Origin of the sequence: Belliella pelovolcani (assembly GCF_900156785.1) — a bacterium.
Classification (GTDB): domain Bacteria; phylum Bacteroidota; class Bacteroidia; order Cytophagales; family Cyclobacteriaceae; genus Belliella; species Belliella pelovolcani.
On the sequence record NZ_FTOP01000002.1, the window covers coordinates 257,803 to 279,184 of the forward strand.

18 protein-coding genes and 1 pseudogene are annotated in these 21,382 nt (G+C 38.5%); 10 read left to right on the forward strand and 9 right to left on the reverse strand.

The features are described 5' to 3' along the window. Positions 1-28: 28 nt before the first annotated feature. From BW935_RS03310 to BW935_RS03320, 3 genes are read right to left on the reverse strand one after another with little or no spacing between them, the layout of a single operon-like run. Positions 29-2,497, reverse strand: coding sequence for a bifunctional UDP-N-acetylmuramoyl-tripeptide:D-alanyl-D-alanine ligase/alanine racemase (locus tag BW935_RS03310; RefSeq protein ID WP_076498559.1), 2,469 nt, complete (start codon positions 2,495-2,497; stop codon positions 29-31). Further along, entirely contained in the window at positions 2,497-3,546 is a 1,050-nt protein-coding gene (locus BW935_RS03315) for a lysylphosphatidylglycerol synthase transmembrane domain-containing protein (RefSeq protein ID WP_076498560.1), read from the reverse strand. The genes BW935_RS03310 and BW935_RS03315 overlap by 1 nt, the downstream gene beginning before the upstream one ends. 3 nt (positions 3,547-3,549) lie before the next feature. After that, the gene (locus BW935_RS03320; protein ID WP_076498562.1) at positions 3,550-4,299 is read right to left on the reverse strand and encodes a segregation and condensation protein A; all 750 of its coding nucleotides are present in this window, start codon (positions 4,297-4,299) and stop codon (positions 3,550-3,552) included. 187 nt (positions 4,300-4,486) lie between these two features. Here BW935_RS03320 and dxs point away from each other — a divergent pair, with 187 nt between their 5' ends. Genes dxs through BW935_RS03335 form a run of 3 tightly spaced genes read left to right on the forward strand, consistent with a single transcriptional unit; the run spans position 4,487 to position 6,855 of the window. Next, positions 4,487-6,397, forward strand: a complete 1,911-nt coding sequence (gene dxs, locus BW935_RS03325) for a 1-deoxy-D-xylulose-5-phosphate synthase (RefSeq protein WP_076498564.1) — start codon at positions 4,487-4,489, stop codon at positions 6,395-6,397. A gap of 10 nt (positions 6,398-6,407) precedes the next feature. Further along, positions 6,408-6,644, forward strand: coding sequence for a DUF4160 domain-containing protein (locus tag BW935_RS03330; RefSeq protein ID WP_076498566.1), 237 nt, complete (start codon positions 6,408-6,410; stop codon positions 6,642-6,644). Further along, a complete protein-coding gene (locus BW935_RS03335) occupies positions 6,622-6,855 on the forward strand; it encodes a DUF2442 domain-containing protein (protein ID WP_076498568.1) in 234 nt (77 codons plus the stop codon). Before BW935_RS03330 ends, BW935_RS03335 begins: the two co-directional genes overlap by 23 nt. A gap of 17 nt (positions 6,856-6,872) precedes the next feature. Here the strand turns inward: BW935_RS03335 and BW935_RS03340 are convergent, their stop codons facing one another. Then, positions 6,873-7,961 carry a BF3164 family lipoprotein gene (locus BW935_RS03340; protein ID WP_076498570.1) on the reverse strand — a complete coding sequence of 363 codons (1,089 nt, stop codon included), beginning with the start codon at positions 7,959-7,961 and terminating at the stop codon, positions 6,873-6,875. A gap of 309 nt (positions 7,962-8,270) precedes the next feature. Here BW935_RS03340 and BW935_RS03345 point away from each other — a divergent pair, with 309 nt between their 5' ends. Continuing rightward, entirely contained in the window at positions 8,271-9,032 is a 762-nt protein-coding gene (locus BW935_RS03345) for an alpha/beta fold hydrolase (RefSeq protein ID WP_076498572.1), read from the forward strand. A gap of 531 nt (positions 9,033-9,563) precedes the next feature. On the opposite strand, the gene BW935_RS03350 is transcribed toward BW935_RS03345, so the two are convergent. Next, complete coding sequence (locus BW935_RS03350; RefSeq protein WP_076498574.1) at positions 9,564-10,988, reverse strand: DASH family cryptochrome; 1,425 nt, start codon at positions 10,986-10,988, stop codon at positions 9,564-9,566. Between the two features lie 129 nt (positions 10,989-11,117). Between BW935_RS03350 and BW935_RS03355 the strand changes: the two genes are divergently transcribed. After that, entirely contained in the window at positions 11,118-11,705 is a 588-nt protein-coding gene (locus BW935_RS03355) for a hypothetical protein (protein ID WP_076498828.1), read from the forward strand. A gap of 17 nt (positions 11,706-11,722) precedes the next feature. On the opposite strand, the gene BW935_RS03360 is transcribed toward BW935_RS03355, so the two are convergent. Continuing rightward, positions 11,723-12,679 carry a Fic family protein gene (locus BW935_RS03360; protein ID WP_217695341.1) on the reverse strand — a complete coding sequence of 319 codons (957 nt, stop codon included), beginning with the start codon at positions 12,677-12,679 and terminating at the stop codon, positions 11,723-11,725. Positions 12,680-12,975: 296 nt separating this feature from the next. Between BW935_RS03360 and BW935_RS03365 the strand changes: the two genes are divergently transcribed. Together BW935_RS03365 and BW935_RS03370 are read left to right on the forward strand one after the other, a co-directional pair. Beyond that, a complete protein-coding gene (locus tag BW935_RS03365; protein ID WP_076498578.1) occupies positions 12,976-15,381 on the forward strand; it encodes an alpha-L-rhamnosidase-related protein in 2,406 nt (801 codons plus the stop codon). 96 nt (positions 15,382-15,477) lie between these two features. Beyond that, positions 15,478-16,389, forward strand: a complete 912-nt coding sequence (locus tag BW935_RS03370) for a TlpA family protein disulfide reductase (protein ID WP_175606631.1) — start codon at positions 15,478-15,480, stop codon at positions 16,387-16,389. Here the strand turns inward: BW935_RS03370 and BW935_RS03375 are convergent, their stop codons facing one another. Beyond that, positions 16,390-16,812 (reverse strand): secondary thiamine-phosphate synthase enzyme YjbQ, encoded by a 423-nt coding sequence (locus tag BW935_RS03375; RefSeq protein ID WP_076498581.1) that lies wholly within the window; start codon positions 16,810-16,812, stop codon positions 16,390-16,392. It abuts the gene before it with no gap. Between the two features lie 131 nt (positions 16,813-16,943). Continuing rightward, positions 16,944-17,966: a dipeptide epimerase gene (locus BW935_RS03380; protein WP_076498583.1), complete on the reverse strand. Its 1,023-nt coding sequence runs from the start codon at positions 17,964-17,966 to the stop codon at positions 16,944-16,946. Positions 17,967-18,043: 77 nt separating this feature from the next. On the opposite strand from BW935_RS03380, the gene BW935_RS03385 reads away from it, so the two are divergent. The 3 genes and pseudogenes from BW935_RS03385 to BW935_RS03395 all read left to right on the forward strand — a co-directional run bounded on the left by BW935_RS03385 (position 18,044) and on the right by BW935_RS03395 (position 20,217). After that, positions 18,044-19,513 (forward strand): M14 family zinc carboxypeptidase, encoded by a 1,470-nt coding sequence (locus tag BW935_RS03385; protein WP_076498584.1) that lies wholly within the window; start codon positions 18,044-18,046, stop codon positions 19,511-19,513. Positions 19,514-19,589: 76 nt separating this feature from the next. Further along, positions 19,590-19,739: pseudogene (locus tag BW935_RS03390) on the forward strand (SIMPL domain-containing protein); the annotation flags it as partial. Between the two features lie 7 nt (positions 19,740-19,746). Next, entirely contained in the window at positions 19,747-20,217 is a 471-nt protein-coding gene (locus tag BW935_RS03395) for a YehS family protein (RefSeq protein WP_076498586.1), read from the forward strand. Here the strand turns inward: BW935_RS03395 and BW935_RS03400 are convergent. Further along, the gene (locus BW935_RS03400; protein WP_076498587.1) at positions 20,214-21,344 is read right to left on the reverse strand and encodes a DUF4221 family protein; all 1,131 of its coding nucleotides are present in this window, start codon (positions 21,342-21,344) and stop codon (positions 20,214-20,216) included. The two genes, BW935_RS03395 and BW935_RS03400, sit on opposite strands and share 4 nt — an antisense overlap. Between the last annotated feature and the right edge of the window lie 38 nt (positions 21,345-21,382).

Genomic DNA, 21,382 nt, shown 5'->3' on the forward strand with positions numbered 1-21,382 from the left:
TAAAATCCACACTCAAATATTTTAATAATTAATCCAAATAATACACCCTCTTGACTCTGCTGCTAATATTAGTTAGCAATTCATAAGGAATAGTACCTATTTGGGTGGCCAGCTCTTTGAGAGAGATACCAGGGCCATAGATCAGTACTTCGTCCCCTTCTTTGGCATCTATGCCTGTAATATCTACCATGCACATATCCATGCAGACATTGCCGATGATAGGTGCTTTTTGACCTTGGATGAGAACATAACCTTTTCCATTGCTGAATCTACGGTCATAGCCATCTGCATAGCCTATGGCAATGGTGGCGATTTTGCCAGAGTTCTTCATTTTACCTTTTCGGCTGTAGCCGATCGTTTCTCCCGCTTCGATTGTTTTGATCTGTGATATCGTCGTTTTCAAAGAAGAAATTGGTCTGAGAGCAGTATCGAATAGTCCATTTACTTCTACACCATACAAGCCAATGCCTAAGCGAACCATGTCAAATTGGTAGGCAGGGTATCGTATAATACCCGCAGAATTGAGTGCATGACGGAGAGGCATAAAACCCAAAAAGTTCGAAACCTGTGAGCACATTTTTGAGAAAAGCTCCAGCTGCTTGATCGAAAAGTCTTCGTGAGTAGCTTCATCCGCACCGACCAAGTGCGTATACAAACTAGCGACTATTAATTCTGGAAACTGCTGAATCAGCTCCTTCAGTTCAGCCAATTGGCTGATATCGAACCCAAGACGGTGCATCCCTGTATCCAAGTCTAGATGAATCTTCATACTGGCATGCTGTGTCCTACAATATTTGCCCAATTGTCTGAAAAAGGAAGGACTATAGACCACGGGCTCTAGTTCATGTTTCTGTAATAGATGAAAAGCATCTTGAGAAGGGTTGAGTACCATGATGGGAAGTTTGATCCCCTGTTCTCTCAGCGCTACCCCTTCATCTGTGTAGGCTACAGCCAAGTAATCAGCTTTGAGCTGTTGGAGGTGATTGGCTATCTCAGTAGCCCCTCCTCCATAAGCAAAAGCTTTGACCATAACCATGATCTTGGTACTTGGATTTACTTTGGTCTTGTAGAAATTATAATTGTGCGTCAGCGCATTGAGGTTGATCTCCAAAGTAGTTCCGTGAATTCTTTGCTGTAGCTTGTTGACAATCCGCTCAAATCCGAAAGTCCTCGCCCCAGTGACTAAGATCAGGTCATTTTCAAAAGTATCTTCTCGTAAATCCACTAATAGCTCTTCAGTATTAGAATAGAATCGTTGCTCACAGGACAAGATACCTCGCAAACGCGCGATATCTAGTCCAACTCCTATCAACAAATCTATCTGGTAGAAATGGATTAAGTTTCCCACTTCCTGATAGACTTCATCTGCTTTCCCTACCTGCATTAGGTCAGATAGGATCAGTACTTTTCTATTCTTTGGCCTTTGGGCTGCCATAAAGTCCAGTGCCAGTTTGAGTCCTGCTAGGTCATTGTTGTAGGTGTCATCGATGATGATGCTTTCATTATAGCCAGACTTGAGAGTCAAGCGCATATCCACTGCCTTTAGGTGGTTGATGCCTTCTTGGATTTGTGGCTCTGACATTCCTAAGCTGAGCGCTGCAACGATGACATGTCGAATATTTTCCAGAGAAGCTTCATCAGCGAAAGCCACTTGAAAGGTAAACATGCCTAAGTCTGGTTTGAGCAGGATGATTTTGGTTCTTTCTGAATCTTTTTTGATAGATAGTGTATAGTCTGCACCGGGATGTTCGGACCATGAAATCAATCTACTTGATTCAAATTTTTGTTCAAGATAGGCAGCAACAGCAGCTTGATCCTTTCTGTAAATAAGGTACCGAGCATCCTTGAAAAGCAACACTTTTTCTTGTAGCTTTTGCTGCATGGATTCAAAACCTTCTTCATGAGCTGTACCGATATTACTGAATATTCCAATGTCTGGCTTGATGATCTCAGCTAGTGCCTGCATTTCATTGGGTTTGGAAATACCAGCCTCTAGGACAGCTACTTGATGATAGGCCTCTATGCCAAACACCGATAGCGGCACACCGACTTGACTATTGTAGCTTTTGGGGCTTTTGGCTACTGCAAATTGTTGAGACAAGATCTGCCCAAGCCATTCTTTGATGATGGTTTTTCCATTGCTGCCAGTGATCGCGACTACAGGCTTGTCAAAAAGTCCTCTTTGGTATGCAGCTAGCTGCTGAAGTGCTTTTCTGGTGTCTTTGACATGGATTAGGTTTACTTCATGGCTAATGCCGCTCGGTACTTGATAACCATTCTTGACCAGAAAATTTCTCACTCCCAAATCATAAAGCTCGGTAATAAAATCATGACCATCAAACTTCGCACCCTTCAAAGCCACAAAAAGTGATTGATCAGGTTGAATGACAGCTCGGGAATCGATGATGATGTGGAGCACTTCAGGCACTTCCACAAGGGTTTCTTGGGCATTGCCTACGATTTCACTGATCTCTTGTAGGTTGAGTCTTCTGATCATTATTTTTTCTTAAAGAAAACATGACGGATCCACTTAGGGAGGAAAATCGCTCCTAAGATCAAATATGGATAATACGAAAGCATTCTCCATAAGATACTCGTCACAAATGTGTAGCCAGAGAGGAATTCTCGGAAGAATTGGCTGAAGAAAAACTCAGCAGTACCGCTACTACCAGGAGTAGGAGAGATCATCATCACGATCCACATGATCACCTGTCTAGCGAATATAATGATATGCTCTGTCCAAGACAAAGATTCATAAGCTGAGATCAGTGCGTTGAGCATCAAATATCTCGAACTCCAGATAAATATTGTCGCCCCGATAATAGGCAGCCAGTAGTCTTTTTTCTTCCCTTTGAGTTCTTTGGAAGCTTCTATGATCTGATTGCCATATTCATGTGCGGCATGTTTCCACTTGACGAGCCATTTGATGGAGGAGATTTTCAACAGCACCCATTTGAACACCCGAGGCCTGTAGAATAGAGCCGCAGCCATCACCACAGAATAGAGCGTGTACAGGCCATAGCTACTCCAAAAGAGGATTTCTAAGCTATTGCCTAAGCGCATTTCCATGACTCTGCTGGCAGGGAATATTTCTCCTTTTGCTAGAAAGAGTATGATTGGTGCACCAATTACAAAGAACAAGTTGTCTAAGATAGCAGTCACCATTACATAAGCGATGGCCTTACCTAATTTGATTCCTTCTTTGTTAAGAATAAATATCGCTACAGCGGTACCTCCCACAATGGATGGGGTCACAGCAGAGGCAAATTCCCATAAGATGATCACATAGATAGCCCTGACCCAAGTTAGTTTTTTGTCAGTGATGGTTCTAATCCGGTAGACATAGCCAACATCACGAAACAAAATAAAAATCACAGCAAGGAAAATTCCCAAAAATGAAGCGTCAAAAACACCTCTGAGTGTTTTAGCATTCACATTCGGATCTAGGTAAAACATCAAAAAGACAATGCCAAGCCCTATCAGCACGGGAACCCAGACCTTATTGGGATTAAGTGTCTCAAAAATCTTCTTATTGTCTAACTTCATACACTAAGCCGTGGTGACTGGCTCCGTTTTTTCTACCCAGAAATTATTAAAACCTTCTCCTATCTTGATGGTAACCATAGAAAGCTGAAGGAGTTCCAAAATGGCCAAAAAAGTATAGATGACAAATATTTTATCGGGCTTGTATTCGATGAATTCAGTAAAGGGAACCTGGGCTCTGAAACTTACTTTTTCCAAGACGAAATCTTTTTGTTGTTCGATGGTATAAGGGTATTGGATCACCGTATGCTTGGTTTCATCAGTTCTAGCGGCAAACTTTGCCATGACTTTCTGGTACACCTTGAGCATTTTATAAAGATCCAAATCCTGTATCTCTGCCTCTACGTCATCTACTTTTGAAAGTTGCTTGAGTTCTGAGGCGATGTTGCCACGCTTTTCTTTGGAGAATTGGGTTTCCTCCATAGTAGCAAGTTCACCGATGACAGACTTGTACTTTTTGTATTCTAGCAGGTGTCTGACCAATTCTTCTCTAGGATCGATTTCCTCCCCCTCTTCATTGAGCTGAGGTCTTGGAATGAGCATTTTGGATTTGATTTTCATCAGGGTGGCCGCAAACAAGATAAAATCACTAGCCACTTCAATCTCCATTTTCTCTAATTGATGGATATATTCCAAAAAGTCATTGGTAATCTTGGATATAGGAATATCATAGATGTCCAGCTCGTCTCTTTCGATAAAGAAGAGCATCAGATCGAAGGGACCTTCGAAAAGAGGCAATTTGATCTCAAAACTCACTGGATACTATTTTATTTATCTTAATTTTGCACTTCTCAAGCATTCAAAGATATCTAAATAAATGCTAAATTATATCTCTGTAAAGATAATTATGCGCTTTCTGACAGATATGGCTTGAATATTGGAAAGTGCAAAAACAATCATAACTTGAAAGAGTTTATTACTTTTAAAAGTCAAAAGCTTCAAAATGATCATAACACCAGGCAAATTACTCGCTCAGATCGACTCCCCAGCCGATCTAAAAAAATTCTCTAAGGATCAATTGGTTCAAATCTGTGATGAACTTCGTCAGTTCATCATAGACAATGTGTCCATTTATGGAGGTCACTTTGGAGCGAGTTTAGGTGTGGTTGAATTGACCGTTGCCTTACACTATGTATTGAATACGCCAGAGGATCAATTGGTATGGGATGTAGGGCATCAAGCTTATGGTCACAAAATCCTCACAGGAAGAAAAAATCAATTCCACACCAATAGAATCTATGGAGGACTATCTGGTTTTCCGAAAAGAAAAGAAAGTGAATATGATACTTTTGGCGTAGGCCACTCTAGTACTTCGATTTCAGCAGCCTTGGGGATGGCTGTAGCTTCTAAGTATAAAGGACAAAAGCATAAGCAACACGTAGCCGTAATTGGTGATGGTTCGATGACCGGGGGGATGGCATTTGAAGCGATGAATCATGCTGGTGTCTCTGATACCAATCTGCTGATTATTTTGAATGACAACTGTATGTCTATTGACCCCAATGTAGGTGCGCTCAAGGACTACCTCACAGATATTACAACTTCTCAAACTTACAATAAGGTAAAAGATGAAGTTTGGAATTTGCTTGGGAAATTCAGCAAGTTTGGTACTTCTGCTCAGGAAGTGATCTCCAAAGTAGAAGGAGCGATCAAGTCTACCTTGCTTAAACAAAGCAACCTTTTCGAATCGCTTAACCTCAGGTACTTTGGCCCTGTAGATGGACATGATGTCAATCACCTAGCAGAGATCCTTGAGGACATGAAAAATATACCAGGGCCAAAAATCCTACACTGTGTGACTGTCAAAGGGAAGGGCTACGCTCCAGCCGAAAACGGTAACAAGACCACCTGGCATGCACCAGGACTGTTTGATAAAGTCACTGGCGAAATATATAAAAAGACACCAACGGCACCTCAAGCACCAAAGTATCAAGATGTATTTGGTCATACACTTGTAGAGCTAGCCAAGGAAAATGATAAAATTATGGGGATCACCCCAGCGATGCCTTCGGGTTCTTCTCTGAACATCATGATGAAGGAAATGCCCGATAGAGCATTTGATGTGGGGATAGCAGAACAGCATGCTGTGACTTTCTCAGCGGGTTTAGCTACCCAAGGCATGATTCCTTTCTGTAATATCTACAGCTCTTTTATGCAGCGAGCCTATGATCAAGTGGTTCACGATGTAGCCTTACAAAATTTGCAGGTAGTGTTCTGTTTAGATAGAGCGGGGTTTGCAGGAGCGGATGGCCCGACACACCATGGTGCCTATGACATCCCTTATTTCAGATGTATCCCAAATATGGTAGTGACTGCTCCGATGAATGAAGAAGAGCTGAGAAATCTGATGTACACCGCTACTCAATATCAAGGTCCATTCTCCATTCGCTACCCTAGAGGTCAAGGAGTGATGCCAGAGTGGAGAACAGCCATGCGCGAGATTCCAATCGGTCAGGGTAGAGTTGTAAAGGAAGGTGAAGAAGTAGCCATCTTGACAATCGGCCACATAGGAAACTATGCGGTGGAGGCGTCTGAAAAACTTGCTGAAGCAGGCTTGAATCCTGCGCACTATGATATGCGATTTGTCAAGCCTTTGGACGAAGAGCTACTTCATGAAATATTTGGAAAATTCAAAAAAGTGATCACCGTGGAAGATGGAGCGCTGATGGGAGGCTTTGGCTCTGCTGTAGTAGAATGGATGACTGACAACGGTTATTCTGCTCAAGTAAAGAGATTAGGAATTCCTGATAGAATAGTAGAACACGGAGAACAAATTGAGCTTCACAGAGAATGTGGCTTCGATCCAGAAGGAATTGCAGATGCTGTAAGGGAAATGATAGAGGTTCAGGTTTAAGATTTGATTTATGCCAACGGTTTTGAAAATTAGAAGTTTAAGATTCTTCTTTTATTCTAATGATCATGAACCAATTCATATTCATGTTGAATCTAGAGATTCAACGGCAAAATTTAACCTTAAACCAATTCAAGTCGTAAAATCAAATGGTTTTAATTCAAAAGAATTAAAAGAAATTACTAAATTAATTGAAATAAATATTGAGCTCCTAATTGATTCTTGGCATGAATATTTCGGTAATACATAAATCTCCATTAGCAAAAAAAGTCTGGTTTGACAAAACCAGATTCTATGTTTTACTGGACGATGAAAGAGAAATAGGTATACCTTTAGAATGGTTTAGAAAACTTAAATCAGCTAGCTTAGAAGAATTAAATCAATATAGACTAATCGGGAATGGAGAAGGAATTCATTGGGAAGTTTTAGACGAAGATATTTTAGTAGAAGCCTTGCTGTAATTTCAGCAAGGCTTTTTTTATTTCTTTAAAATATCTGGAATATCAAAATATGTAACATTTGGATCTTTGTCTGTTGTCACACCAAATATTTTCCCTGCTGTTTCATCTACAGTTATAGCTCTCAATGATCTATCTAAATTAAGAACTATCACAGGCTCTCCAATTAATGAAAATACAAAAATTTTCCTTGCTAAGATCCCTGTCTCTCTAAATTCATCTTCTTTAATTCCTCCATAAAGTGCATATATATAATTTTTTGTTATACTTACATCCCTATAGCGGTATGGGTTACTTTTAATATCTAGGATTAATTCCGATTTATTAGCAGGACCAACAATATCAAATGGTGGAATGTCTAAATCAGGCCCATCTATGACAACAAATTTTTTGGTATGGTAGTCAAAAATTTCTAGTCTATCTCTATGTATACATGCAGAAATGAAGTATCTCTTGGATTCATCACCTATAAACCAACTTGAATTGATAGAACTATATAAATAATTATCCATTTCCTGTTTGGTTTTTATTGGTTCCCATTCACCATATCCTGCTATTTTTCTTCCATCTTTGTGATATTCTACCAATCTATTAGGTTCATCTATTGACACACCTAGATATGTCGAATCAGTTGAACTAATCATTCTAATCATTTTGAAAAAGCTCTCAGGCTGTCTGAATTGCTCAACAGAGTAAGGGGATTGATCAAGTAAATTGAACCTTGATATCTTTTTGTCCACTGCGCTGTACGCCCAGAAATTGTCATCATCAAAACCAACATCAATTAAAGAAACATATGGGATTTCGTTGGGTCCAAAACCGATTACACCTTTTTCATTAATATGTTCAAGAGTAATAGGATTATAGATGTGAATAAATTTATTTTCTTCTGGAATCTTACTGTCTTCAATTACAAAAATATATTTACCTTCTTTTCCAGAAATATTATAAGGATATATTAATTCGGCTAATTCTCTTTTAGCTGAAAAAACATTTATTTCAGGGATATTTTCAGGGTTAAAAATCACATACTTATCAAAGTAGGGATTATCTTTCTGATTAGAACAACCCAACAATGATAATATAATAAAAAGGAATAGTTGTTTCATAAATTTTCTAAATATGCCTCAATTACTGCATCCCATCTTTATTTTTGATAGCACTTACAATCTATTTCCAATAAAACTAAAAATTATTTGAATAAACTCAAGCACTATTTACTAATATTTTAAATTATATGTATATCCGCTTTCTTACCAGTAGAACCTATAAAGTGGTATAAGCCTATGATTTCAAGCCAATATCAATGAATAACTTGTCCGCCATGGCGGATCTAATCCCGAAGCCTCGGGATCGGATTAATCTAGGAACTTATTTAATTTGGTTAGTGGTATAAAAGCGGATATACATATTAAATTATGATCTCTTTTACAAAACAAGGAAAAGGTAATCCTCTGATTTTATTACATGGGTTTTGCGAATCTAAGGAAATGTGGCAAGACATATCTCGAGAGCTTGCTCAGGAGCATAGGGTTTATTGTCTTGATTTGCCAGGTTTTGGCGATTCACAAGGGAAAAGTCTTCCACAGAACCTAGAAGAAGTAGCGGTCATCCTTCAAGAATGGATGGAGGAACAAAGTGTCTATAATCCAATAATCATTGGCCATTCTTTGGGTGGCTATGTAGCTTTAGCCCTAGCCGAACTGATGGGCTCAGAGCTTCGTGGTATTGGATTATTCCATTCTAGCGCTTTTGCCGATGATGAAGCAAAGCAGCATACACGAAATAAAACCATCAGCTTTGTCAAAAAGCATGGTGTGGATAAGTTTATAGCATCATTCGTACCTCCATTATTTGCAGAATTACATAAATCGGAAAATCAGGAAGCTATAGACCTACTTATTGAAATAGGGAAAAAAACACCAAAGGAAACTGTGCTCAATTATATCAAGGCGATGCGAGATAGAAAAGATAGATTTGAAGTTTGGAAAACTTTTCAAGGACCCAAACTCCTAATTGCAGGTGAATTGGATCAAGCTGTAAAAATTGATTCTAGTAGAGCCCATCAAGATTTCACTACTGCATACCATGAATTAGCAGATGTCGGACACATGGGAATGTTTGAGGCAAAGGAAAAGTGTTTAGAAATACTGAAAGCTTTCTTGGAGCAACGCGGATGACGCTGATTTTACAGATTAGCGCAGATAATTTTTTGATCTGTTCTTCCGAGTATTCTCTGTGTCCTCTGTGGTTAAAAAAAGATAAGCCGCAGAGGGCGCAATGGTTCACAGAGAATTTTTAAAATCCGTGCCTATCCGCTCAATCCGTGTCATCTGCGTTCTATGGTTAATGGAACGGGGATGACGCTGATTTTGCAGATTACCGCGGATAATTTTTTGATCTGTTCTTCCGTGTATTCTCTGTGTACTCTGTGGTTAAAAAAGGATAAGCCGCAGAGAGCGCAATGGTTCACAGAGATTTATTAAATCCGTGCCTATCCGCTCAATCCGTGTCATCTGCGTTCTATGGTTAATGGAACGGGGATGACGCTGATTTTGCAGATTACCGCGGATAATTTTTTGATCTGTTCTTCCGAGTATTCTCTGTGTCTTCTGTGGTAAAAAAAAGATAAGCCGCAGAGGGCGCAATGGTTCACAGAGAATTTTTAAAATCCGTGCCTATCCCTCAATCCGTATCATCTGCGTTCTATTCTAAAGGAATGACTTGGGTAGCTTTACCATGGGGTGTGGATAAGTGCTACCTAAGGAGACTCCAAATTCTTTGAGTTCCTTTGTGGATAAGTCGAATGGTTGATGAATATCAAAACCAGGTATTTCAGCTAATTCTGGTATCCAATGCCTGATATACGCTCCCTTTCTATCATAATTATTGGCCTGCTTGAGAATATTGAAGTACCTATTTTCTCGCGGGTCATTACCCACTCCTGCTACGTACATCCAATTTCCCCAATTGGAGCAGACATCATAATCTATCAATAAACTTTCAAAATATTCCGCACCCCATCTCCAGTCAATATTCAGGTCATTTACTAGAAATGAAGCTACATTTTGTCGACCCCGATTGGACATGAATCCAGTTGCATTAAGTTCCCGCATATTGGCATCTATGAAAGGAATCCCTGTATTACCCTCTGCCCATTTTTGGAATAGTTTTTCATTTCTAACCCAGTTATCCACATAATTTTTGATCCCTGATAGCTTGAAAACATTATTGCCATGTTTCTTTGCAATAAACCTAAAGTAATCCCTCCATATCAATTCAAAGATTAGCCAATAAGTAGATTGGTTCTTCTTCCGCTCTTTTTCGTAAAGCTTCACTTCCTCATAGATATATCTAGGGGAAAGGCATCCCAAAGACAACCATGCCGAAAATTTACTGCTGTAATCTTCTCCAAGTAAACCATTTCTGGTTTCTTTATAAATTTTAAGCTGATCTCTTTCCCAAAAATAAGTCTTTAACCTATGCATTCCAGCACTTTCACCTCCCTCAAATTTGATGGCTGCTCGATCATCAGTGACCTTTTCCACTTGCATCCAACTGGGTAATTTGAAATGGAGGTCATTACTTAAATCAGGTGTATTAATTTTTTTAGGTTGTGGATAAGTCTTCCTTACTTTGGAAAGTTTTTCACATTCTTTTCTGAACTGAGTAAAAACCTCAGGTGTCTGGCTAACTGGAAATGGTAAATCATCAATATGGAAAAGTGTGCTTTGCCAAAATGCCTCTGTCCCTATTCTGTCTTTATAAAGTGAATGCTCCAAGGCGGCTTCCACAGATTTTTCCTCAGAAGTCACTTCTTCTGTGAAGTAAACCGCATCAACTTTATATTTTTTAGCAAGAATTGGTATCACATTTTCAGGAAGTCCCGAGCTAATTATCAAATTAGAACCCAAAGATTTTAGGTTATCTTGTAAGTTAAGAACAGATTCAAGTAGAAATTGAGCTCTAAATCCTGCAGTTTTTTTCTGACCTATAGATAAAGAGTCAAATTGTCTTGGGTCAAAACAATATACTGGAATTACTTCTTCTGCTTTTTCTACAGCTGAAAATAAGGCTGCATGATCATGCAGCCTTAAATCATTCCTAAACCAAACTAATAATCGCTTATATTTCATTATCAATAAAACCGACTGTTTATATAAAGTGTTTGTGCTTTCTATATAATATTCCCTTTATTGCCAATCCATTGAAACATGCTTTCTTTAAAGCTGCACACAAATCAATTGCAAACAATCAAAAACACCATGAATAAGTTAACAACAGTCCTTATCACCCTACTTTTCCTTTCATTTCATGCCTATCCTCAGAGAGATCAAGCACCTCAAGGTCCAGGTTCACTGGCTTTTTGGGAAAATCTCTCCAAATTATGTGGAAAATCATTTGAAGGAGAAATGCTCAATGCCTCAGAAAATGATCAATTCTATGGTAAAAAATTAGTGATGCATGTCAGAACTTGTGAAGATGGAAAGATCACCATTCCTTTTCATGTGGGTGATGATCATTCTAGGACTTGGGTACTGACTATGGAAGAGGGGAATGTCATCAAGCTAAAACATGATCATAGGCATGAAGATGGATCAGAAGATAGAGTGACTCAATATGGTGGAATTAGCAGCAATACTGGAATGGCAAGGTTACAGTTTTTCCCCGCAGATCAAGAAACTACGGATTTGATTCCTTATGCTGCCACTAATATTTGGTGGATTACTTTGGACGATACTACATTTTCTTATAATCTAAGAAGGATCAACAATGATTCGTCTATTAATGTGAAGTTTGATTTGACCAGAGAGGTGGAAACTCCTCCTACTCCTTGGGGTTGGGAAGACTAATTAAAAAAAGGGAAGATTTAAGATTTCTTCCCTTTTTTGTTTTTTAGGTAGTTCTCAATTGATTTTTTGGAGGTGTACCATACTCGACCCTCTTTGTAAGCTTCTATTTTCCCTTGACGCGCCAGCAAACTGATGTATTCTTGACCATAAGGAACATCTGGCTCTTGGACAATATTGGAAATTGCATCAAAATCACCAGTTGTATCTTCCAAACTATTTAAATAAATCGTCAGCGACCTATCGACAGCTTGTACAATAAGAAACAGTAATTTATCAAAATTACCATTGTTGGCTAGATTCAGGGCTTGGTAGTAGCGCTTTCTGTCCACACCTAAGATCACTGCTGGAGGAAATCCTTCTTTCATAAGCAGCAAATTCATCAACAACCTTACTGTACGTCCATTGCCATCAAAAAAAGGATGGATCCAGACAAAGCGATGATGAAACAAAGTGACTTTTTGAAGAATATCCATCTTGCTCGTATTCTCCCATTCAATCAGTTCAGTGATATAGTCGGGGACCCTAAGGGCATTTGGGGGTATGAAATTAGCCCCTCCAATACGAACACCTGCTGTGCGGAACCTTCCAGCAAAGTCTTTTTGGATTTTATTGAGGACTATTTCGTGCACATCTAGGACGTCTCTTTCTGTCAATTTATAATCTGCCGATGCCAGAGACTGTACATAGGTGATGGCCTCTCTGTGGTTTACAATTTCCAGATGCTCGTTCAAAGATTTGCCACCTACGGTAATTCCATCTTCAAGTACCATTCTGGTCTCTTGCAAGGTTAGCGTATTTCCTTCAATGTGATTGGAATTATAAGTCCATTCAACATTCAAGTTTTCTCTAATATTGGCAAGTACTGCATAAGGAATTGGACGGAATTCATCCAGTCTTTGCTTTTTCTTATGCACAGATTGCATCAATTGCAAAGTGATCTCACTCAGTTGCCCTATATTAAATACATATTTCACACACTAAAGGTACGATTTTTAAATGAATATCGGTAAGATCTCAGAATATTTTATCCGATATTATAGCCTCTCTAAAGTTTAAATCAACAATATCTATTGATTCCTCAGTAAATTAATCATGTTTGCTATGATTGTATAAATGGTAGGTTTTAGAAGTGGAGCTTTTCTTTTGACTTTGTGAAGCATATATACCACTTGTTCTTTTATTCATAGTCGGTGAACTTGTTTCCCAAATCATAGCTGTGAAAATTAAGATATAAGACTTAAATTTAATTTTCAGTCTTATATATTTCCCTATGAATAAGTTCGCCCAAAACAACCTCTACTTTCTTTTTTCAACTCTTCTACTTATTGGATGTAAATCTGAATCTCCGAAATTAAGTTTTCAAAACCTTGTAGCTGACAGCCAACAGTTGATTGGGAAAAAAGAATACCTCAATTCACCTTATGTCACAGCTGGGGATCGGGTCTATATGGTGGGCCACCAGGATGGGACTTTCCCTGATTTGGGTTGGCATGTAGCAGGAGAGATGGGTGGAATTTGGAATCATCCGATCAAGCTAATGGATGGGTTTACGGCTAGTGTTGGGGCTAATGGCTCTCAATTTTGCTTAAATCAAGCCAGCTCATTTGTCAATTTTCCTTTTGCAAATAAACATCAATTTGAAATTCCAGAACTCAATTTACTGATAGATCGCTTTCAGTTTGTGCCCGAGGGGCAACAAGGTTTGATAGTCGAGTTTTTGATTCGAAATCAAGGAGATACTGTCCTGGACACCAATTTCGATTTTTCTGGGCATACTGACTTGATGCCTGTTTGGCTGGGTGAAGAAGTAGGAATGATTGACTACGAAGATGAGCTGACATTCGATGACAGTAGACAAGCTTGGAGAGGTAAAGACAAAGGTAATGAGTGGTTTGTACTCTTTGGTTCTGACAGGAAAGTGTCAGCAACTGAGTCCCCTGAAGTAGGATGTGATTATCAGCCACAGGGAAAGGGAAAATCTGCAAATCTTCAATATCAGCTACGCATCAAGCCAGGTAAAGAAACTACAATCCGATTTTACATTGCTGGGTCTTATACTAGTCAACAGGATGTTGAGCAGACTTTTGATTTGATAAAATCTAGGCCTGAGGACTTGCTTAAGGAAAAAATCAAACATTACGAAGAGATTGCATCCTTATCAAAACTAACCATACCTGATAAAGCATTGGAGCAGGCATTCGAATGGGTAAAGTACAATACGGAATGGTTGGTTCGCGATGTGCCTGAGCAAGGCAGGGGCCTTGGCGCAGGCATGCCGGATTATCCATGGTGGTTTGGTGTGGACAACGAGTATACGCTCAAGGGTGCAATTGCGACAGGTAGGAAGGATTTGGTTTATAGTACGATTGAACTTATCCACAAACTTTCCAAGTTCAATGGCAATGGACAAGTTATTCATGAAGTCAGTACGAATGGGGTAATCTTCAATCCTGGTAATATCAATGAAACACCTCAGTTTGCTTCTCTGATTTGGTGGGTATATCAGTGGACTGGAGATAAGGCATTTTTGGGGAAATACTATCCCTTTATCAAACAAGGTCTGGTTTGGTTGATGGAGGAAAATGATGAAGATGGGAATCTTTTCCCTGATGGATATGGCATGATGGAAATCCATGGCTTGGAATCAGAAATGATTGATGTGGCGGTTTACACCCAAAGGGCTTTCTCAGATGCTGCTAAGATGGCGATCATCATGGGAGAGAATGATCAAGCTGAAAGTTATCAACAAACCGCTGATTTGCTGAGGGAGAAAATAAACGAAGAATTTTGGGTGGAAGAATTCAATTCCTATGCTGATTTTATTGGTACTACAGCCGAGGCGCTTCACTTGATAGATGCAGCTATCGTGAGAGCAGATACACTCAATAAGCCGTGGGCTGTGGAAGAATTGAGAGCAACGAAGAAAAAGTTATCCACCTATCCAAGAAACCAAAAACAAGGTTTTGTACTATTTCACAACTGGGTGGTCAATACGCCTATGGAAATGGGAATAGCAGATCATGAAAAGGCAATCAAAGCACTAGACAAAGGGAGTAAATTTGTCAATCCTTTTGGGGTTTTTGTGACGGGTATTGATCGTGATGAAAGTTCAGAGTTAGCCGATGGGAAGTTTGAAGGAAGTAAGGTATTCTCTTACACAGGAGCGGTGATGACTTTACCAACAGGTGTGCAAGCAATATCAGAAAACAATTATGGCAGACCAGACCAAGCACTTGATTATTTGAAGCGTATGACAAGATCATTCGGTTTTGCGCTTCCAGGGTCCATCTATGAAGTCTCTCCTGACTATGGGATGATGGCTCAAGCTTGGAATCTATACAGTTATGCAGTTCCTATAGTGACACAGTTTTTTGGGATACAGCCAGATGCTCAAAACAAAGTTATCCTCATCAAGCCTCAGATGCCTAGCAGTTGGGACAATGCTAAAATCGATAATGTCATCATCGGAGATAATCGTATTTCTATGGAATTCAAGAAGCAGGGTGATGAAATACAAGTCTTGGTCACTCAGGAGAAAGATGACTGGGAAGTCCATTTGGATCCATCATTTTATCCCGCACAATCAATTAAAATGAACGAAACAATCTTTGATTCCGTAATAAAGGGAACCTACTCAAGTACTGGCAATTTAGTTTCCTACATTTTAAAATTTTAAATTATGAAGTCTATTCTTTCTTTAATTTTGATCTTTTTAATCAGTTCAAATTTATTTTCTCAAAACGCATCTCTCAACTTTCAAATGGAGGGAAAGTTGAAAAAAAATGAAACATGTCTATTCTATATTGGTGGTCAACAATATTCTCCAAGAGATTTGAGTAAAGAAAGAATTGATTTTAAAGCTGGTACTGTTGAGCAAATCTCTTTAATGAAATTAACAAAGAGAGGAAGAGTATTAGGTATCAAAGATTTTTGGATTGTACCGGGAGAATCTACTTTTACAGGTACATTGGATCCATTTCATGTCGAGTTGGATCCAATTAATGAATATCAAAGTTTTCAAAATGAAATCAATAATGCGATTTCCCTGTCTACTAAATTAGAAATTATTGAATCAAATTTGGAAAATATAGTTTCATTGTCAAACCTGATTACAATCAGTAGTAAACTAGAATCAGAAAAGTTAGAAGCACTAATTGAGCAAATACCTCCTTCCATGCATCAAAATCAAATTTACTTACAGTTAGAAGATGAGCTTCTTAAAAATAAACTTTTGGAAAATGAAGAGGTCCTCACAAAATCAAAGAAGGGAGAGGTTTTTACGGCATTCGAATTAGAAAACAAAGATGGCGAAATTGTCACCCTTGAAGACTTAAAAGGGAAGCCTACCTTAATAGAATTTACATTTACGGGTTGTGCTGGATGTGTAAAAATTCTTCCAGAGCTAAGAGAAGTTTACGATCAATATGAAGGAAAATTGAATATTGTTAGCATCTACAGTGACAAAACAAGAAAGTCATTTGAAAACAATAACCCAGTTTATAAAAAAGAATTAGTTATCTGGACTTCACTTTGGGATCCAACTGATTTTGTTTCAAGGGTAAATCAAGTCAATACTTACCCAACTTTTATACTATTGAATGAACATGGTGAGATGATAGATAAATTCTTGATAATTGGTAATGGAAAAGTCAAACGTAAAATCGCTGCCTTAAACCTAGATTAATCAAACTCCCATGACTGTAAGAACTAGGTTTCTGGGGCCTCCATAATCTCTAAATTCGCATAGATAAATTCCTTGCCAAGTTCCAAGGTTAAGTTTTCCACCAGTAATAGGTATTTGGAGACTATTTCCTAAAATACTGCTTTTAAGATGCGCAGGCATATCGTCTGCACCTTCGTAAGTGTGGACAAATCGTGGATAAGTTTCTGGAATAAGCTCATTGACAAAGGATTCAAAATCTTTTCTTACAGTTGGGTCGGCATTTTCATTAATGGTCAATCCTGCTGAGGTATGTTTGATAAATACCTGCAACATGCCCATTTGTACCTGCTTGATTTCAGGTAGCATTTCTTCAATAATTGCAGAGACCAAATGATACCCTCTTGGATAGCTTTTTAGCTGAATTTCTTTTTGGTAAAGTTTCATTGAATTATATTATTTGAAAAGCTTGTTTTCTATTTTAGTTAGCGCCTAAAGACACAATTAAGATAAAAGTAATCCAAATTAAAAAAGAACAGACTAATCCAACATATAAAAGTAGTTTAAAATTTTGCGTCTTAATCCACCAAATCCACCAACTCCGCTCCAATCCCATTTCCTTCTGGAAAAATCACAGATTCAGCTGTGATGATAACCCCTCTTGCAATATCCTTTTTCAATAACATTGCTCCATCCATATCTACATAATCTAAAAGCGGAGCAATATGTGCAATTGCCGTGATGCCTACTGAAGACTCTGTCATGCACCCTACCATGGTTTTCATGCCAAGCTTTTTCGCTTCTTTAATCATTCTAAGCCCAGGAGTAATACCTCCAGCTTTGACCAACTTCACATTGATTCCATGAAATAGCCCATGACATTTTTTTACATCTGACTCCACAATACAACTCTCGTCAGCGATGACTGGTAGCTTGCTGTATTTGAACACTTCCTTCATCCCTGCTAAGTCATCTTTTCCTAGTGGTTGCTCCATAAACTCTACATTCAATTTCTTTAGTTCTACCGCGTATTCAATAGCTTGTTCCGCAGTCCATGCACAATTGGCGTCGATACGAAATGGGGCATCTGTATGCTTCCTCAATTCACGGATAATTTCTAAGTCATGATCTGTGCCCAGCTTGATTTTATAAAGGGGCCAATCTACCTCCTTCATCTTTGCAATCATCTTATCCACATTGTCTATCCCTATCGTAAAGTTCGTTAGTGGAATAGCTTTAGGGTTTAGATTCAGGTATTCGTAGAGTTTCTTTCCTCTTTTTTTGGTGTATAAGTCCCATGCTGCCATATCCAAAGCACATTGGGCAAATGGGTTATCCACAAAAATCTCCTTACAAATTTCCCAAAGTTGCTCAGGAGTCTCCCATGGCTCAGTTTCTACCACTCTTCTAGAGGCTTCCAGCGACATACAAATGTTTTCTTGCGTCATTCCGTAAAATGGATTGGTAGTCGTCTCACCCAAGCCATAGAAACCCTTGTCTTCTAATTTGACAATCACCGTGTCTTGGATATCCCTACTCTGATGAGCGATAGTAAAGGTGTGCTTTAATGCTAAGTCGCGAACAAAAAAGGTGAGCTTCATATCTGTAAATGTTTAAAACAAAAGTAAATGTAAATTTTTGGCTAAGTTTACATTATTGGTAAAAACTTTCTATTTCAATGAAGAAGCACACCCTAGTTTTCCTTTCTTTAATGTGGATAACGTTAATCAGCTGTGATCGTCAAAACCAAACTTTTGACAGTGTAGAACTGGATTTATTGGAAGCAGCCTTTGAAACCTATCAAGAAAAAAGTGTTCAAAATAGAAGGTTTAAATATGCAGACGTGATCCATTTGATCACTGATCGTGTGGGATTGTTTGAAGTGGAAAAACTGGGTGAATCAGTCCATAATAAGGCGATTTATCAGCTTAGCGTAGGAGAGGGAAAGGTTAAAGTCATGCTCTGGTCACAAATGCATGGGAATGAAAGCACCGCTACAATGGCACTTTTTGATTTGATGAATTTCCTAGAGGCAGATGATCAGCAGTTTCAATCCCTTAGAAACACCATACTGCAAAATCTTCAAATCCGAATTATTCCTATGGTGAATCCAGATGGTATGGATATGTGGATTAGAAGAAATGCTTTAGAAATCGACCTCAACAGGGATGCTGTTGCGTTGGTCTCTCCAGAAGCTAAAATCCTGAAAGAAGCCAGAGACACTTTTGAGCCTGAGTTTGGATTTAACCTACACGATCAGCAGATTTATTATAATGTAAGTGGGACAGCAAAACCTGCTACTATTTCTGTACTAGCTCCAGCATATAACTATGAAACAGAGGTCAATGAAGTACGAAAAAGAGCCATGCAAGTGATCATAGGTATGAATCAGATGCTCCAACAGACCATTCCAGGACAAGTTGGAAAATATGATGACGCCTTTGAGCCAAGAGCATTTGGGGATAATTTTCAAAAGTGGGGGACGAGTACAATTTTAATTGAATCAGGAGGTTATGTACAGGATCCAGAGAAGCAATATATTAGAAAGCTCAACTTTATGATGATGCTTCATGCTTTGATTCAAATCGCCGAACAGACTTATCCAGAACAAAATCTGGATGATTATTATGCGATTCCTGACAATGATTTGAAAATGATGGATTTACTGATCAAGAATCTTAGTTTGGAGAGCTCAGGCTATACCTATCAGGCTGATTTAGGAATCAGAAGAAGGGAAGGAGATACGCAAGAAGGGTATTATGTCAACGGCAGCATCGAAGATATAGGGGATCTTTCTGTATTTTATGGTTATGAAACATTGGATGCATCAGGACTCCAAATCCGTGAGGGAAAGGTTTACGATATACCGTTTGAACAAATCACAGATATTACCGAAGAAAGGGCTTATGAGCTTTTGCAAAAGGGCTATTTAGCTGTAAGTTTGAAAGATACAAAAGGAGCTGAAGTTCATAGTTTACCAATATTGACCTTATCCAAAAATGACAAAATTCCTTTTAGTATCAGAGTTGGAGGCAGTCCCAATTTCTACTTGGCAAAGGGTGAGGACATGAAATTTGCCATTGTGAATGGCTATTTGATAGATCTTCAAAACAAAAACCCTCAAGAGTACCGAATGAAAGTTCAATAATTTCTCTCAATGTTTTTACATTTGAAACACAAATGCCCATTTTATGAAAAAACACCTCACCGCAGCTATTTTTGCCTTGGCAATCATCATTTCTGCAAACATGGGAATTTTCCAAATCACGGGACAAAATTCCACAGAGGACTATTCTTGGGGCGGAACTTTCAATACAAGTTCAAAGGAGAAAACAGCTTCAATCACGATGAGACTTAGCTATAGTGTAAAATAAAGAATAAATGAATAACAACGATATACTCAGAAGTCTCCGCTACACATTTGATTTCAATGATGAACAGATGATCTCCATTTTCAAGAAGGGCACACTTGAAGTCAATAGAGAAACGGTGAGCAATTGGCTCAAGAGAGATGATGATCCGGGTTTTAGCGCCATTTATGATGTGGATTTAGCAGCATTTCTAAATGGCCTGATTGTCAAAAACCGCGGCAAAAAGGATGGAGAAGATCCCAAGCCTGAGAAGAGTCTAAACAATAACATGGTATTCAGGAAGCTCAAAATTGCCCTTAACATGAAGGATGAAGATATTTTGGATGCCTTGGATTTGATAGGCTTTAGATTTAGCAAGCATGAACTCAGCGCACTTTTCCGCAAGCCCACCCAAAGCCAATACCGTCCCTGCAAAGACCAAGTATTGAGGTATTTTTTGAAAAGCTTACAAGAGAAATTTAGGCCTGCTAGTGGAGGTTAATTCCCCAAGCTTACCCTTACAAACCCCATTTCATCATCCAAATTAGCAAACACCCAAAGCTTACCATCTTTGACGAAATACTTGGTGCTTTCTGTGACCAGTTCAGGAATTTCTCCTTCTAGGACTAGATTGAAGTCATCATCAAACACTGTCAAGAAGACTTTGGTCTCTTTAATTTGTGGAAGAAAGGCATTTTCAGGCTTTATATCGGTATACTCCCTTTGGGCAGATAAGCGTAAGTATCTTTTATTTTCCTGATCCCAAACGGGAGGGCTGAACTTTACCTGTTCTAGAAACCCCTGATATGTTTTTTCTAAAATAGCTACCGACACAATCTCTTTTTTATCTATTTGTTTGACACTTTTGGGAGTCAAGGTTGGTTCATAAGAGACCTTTTTTACTTGTTCCCCTGCTGCATTGAAAATATATATTTCATTGGAAAAATCATGACTTACCATGGCATAGCCATTTTCTGATGTCAAGTACACCATTGGGTCTAAAAAGAAATACCGGCCATCATCATCAAATTCCAAAATGTTATTTTGATATGCTTTTTCTGAATCAATCTCAATAGTCTCCTTTGTATGGGTATTTACAGACAATATGTCTAAGCTAATGCTTCTATCGAAATTAAATGGCAAACCAAAAACTTTCATAGAATCGGAATATTCCAAGGTTAATTCATTTCTAATCATTTGAAAATCATCACCATCATTGACCTTTGACCAATCAGCACTTTTGAGTAGCTTGGCGTCCTTGTCGTATACACCTGATTTGACTGATCCTTTGATGAAAAACAGGTCATCTTCCAACGCGTAGATATAATTGATATGACTTGTACCATTAGGTCCTTCCTTATCAAAAGGAATACTTTGTACATACTCCAGTTTTTCTAGGTTGATCTCATCTATTGAATGATCAAACTTATTGAATAGATAAATGGTGTTTTTCTCCATGTTTAAACTCGCATTGGTGATATTTCTAGATAGATCGAGATTTCTATCTTTAGAGTCAATCACCAAAGTATCTAAACTATAGGAGAACACTTCCCCAAAATCATCTGTAGCCTTTTGACTACAAGAGAAGAGTAAACCAAATACAAAGAAGAAAATCGTTTGCTTTTTCATAAGTTTTTTGAAGAACAGTGTAAACTAAAAAATTAACA

What these genes read in the sequence shown, in the direction of transcription:
- BW935_RS03350 (WP_076498574.1), bottom strand. Translation starts at nt 10,988, where the DNA reads ATGAAATATAAGCGATTATTAGTTTGGTTTAGGAATGATTTAAGGCTG.
- BW935_RS03375 (WP_076498581.1), bottom strand. Translation starts at nt 16,812, where the DNA reads ATGAAACTTTACCAAAAAGAAATTCAGCTAAAAAGCTATCCAAGAGGG.
- BW935_RS03330 (WP_076498566.1), top strand. Translation starts at nt 6,408, where the DNA reads ATGCCAACGGTTTTGAAAATTAGAAGTTTAAGATTCTTCTTTTATTCT.
- BW935_RS03400 (WP_076498587.1), bottom strand. Translation starts at nt 21,344, where the DNA reads ATGAAAAAGCAAACGATTTTCTTCTTTGTATTTGGTTTACTCTTCTCT.
- BW935_RS03365 (WP_076498578.1), top strand. Translation starts at nt 12,976, where the DNA reads ATGAATAAGTTCGCCCAAAACAACCTCTACTTTCTTTTTTCAACTCTT.
- BW935_RS03310 (WP_076498559.1), bottom strand. Translation starts at nt 2,497, where the DNA reads ATGATCAGAAGACTCAACCTACAAGAGATCAGTGAAATCGTAGGCAAT.
- BW935_RS03355 (WP_076498828.1), top strand. Translation starts at nt 11,118, where the DNA reads ATGAATAAGTTAACAACAGTCCTTATCACCCTACTTTTCCTTTCATTT.
- BW935_RS03340 (WP_076498570.1), bottom strand. Translation starts at nt 7,961, where the DNA reads ATGAAACAACTATTCCTTTTTATTATATTATCATTGTTGGGTTGTTCT.
- BW935_RS03345 (WP_076498572.1), top strand. Translation starts at nt 8,271, where the DNA reads ATGATCTCTTTTACAAAACAAGGAAAAGGTAATCCTCTGATTTTATTA.
- BW935_RS03385 (WP_076498584.1), top strand. Translation starts at nt 18,044, where the DNA reads ATGAAGAAGCACACCCTAGTTTTCCTTTCTTTAATGTGGATAACGTTA.
- dxs (WP_076498564.1), top strand. Translation starts at nt 4,487, where the DNA reads ATGATCATAACACCAGGCAAATTACTCGCTCAGATCGACTCCCCAGCC.
- BW935_RS03335 (WP_076498568.1), top strand. Translation starts at nt 6,622, where the DNA reads ATGAATATTTCGGTAATACATAAATCTCCATTAGCAAAAAAAGTCTGG.
- BW935_RS03395 (WP_076498586.1), top strand. Translation starts at nt 19,747, where the DNA reads ATGAATAACAACGATATACTCAGAAGTCTCCGCTACACATTTGATTTC.
- BW935_RS03380 (WP_076498583.1), bottom strand. Translation starts at nt 17,966, where the DNA reads ATGAAGCTCACCTTTTTTGTTCGCGACTTAGCATTAAAGCACACCTTT.
- BW935_RS03315 (WP_076498560.1), bottom strand. Translation starts at nt 3,546, where the DNA reads ATGAAGTTAGACAATAAGAAGATTTTTGAGACACTTAATCCCAATAAG.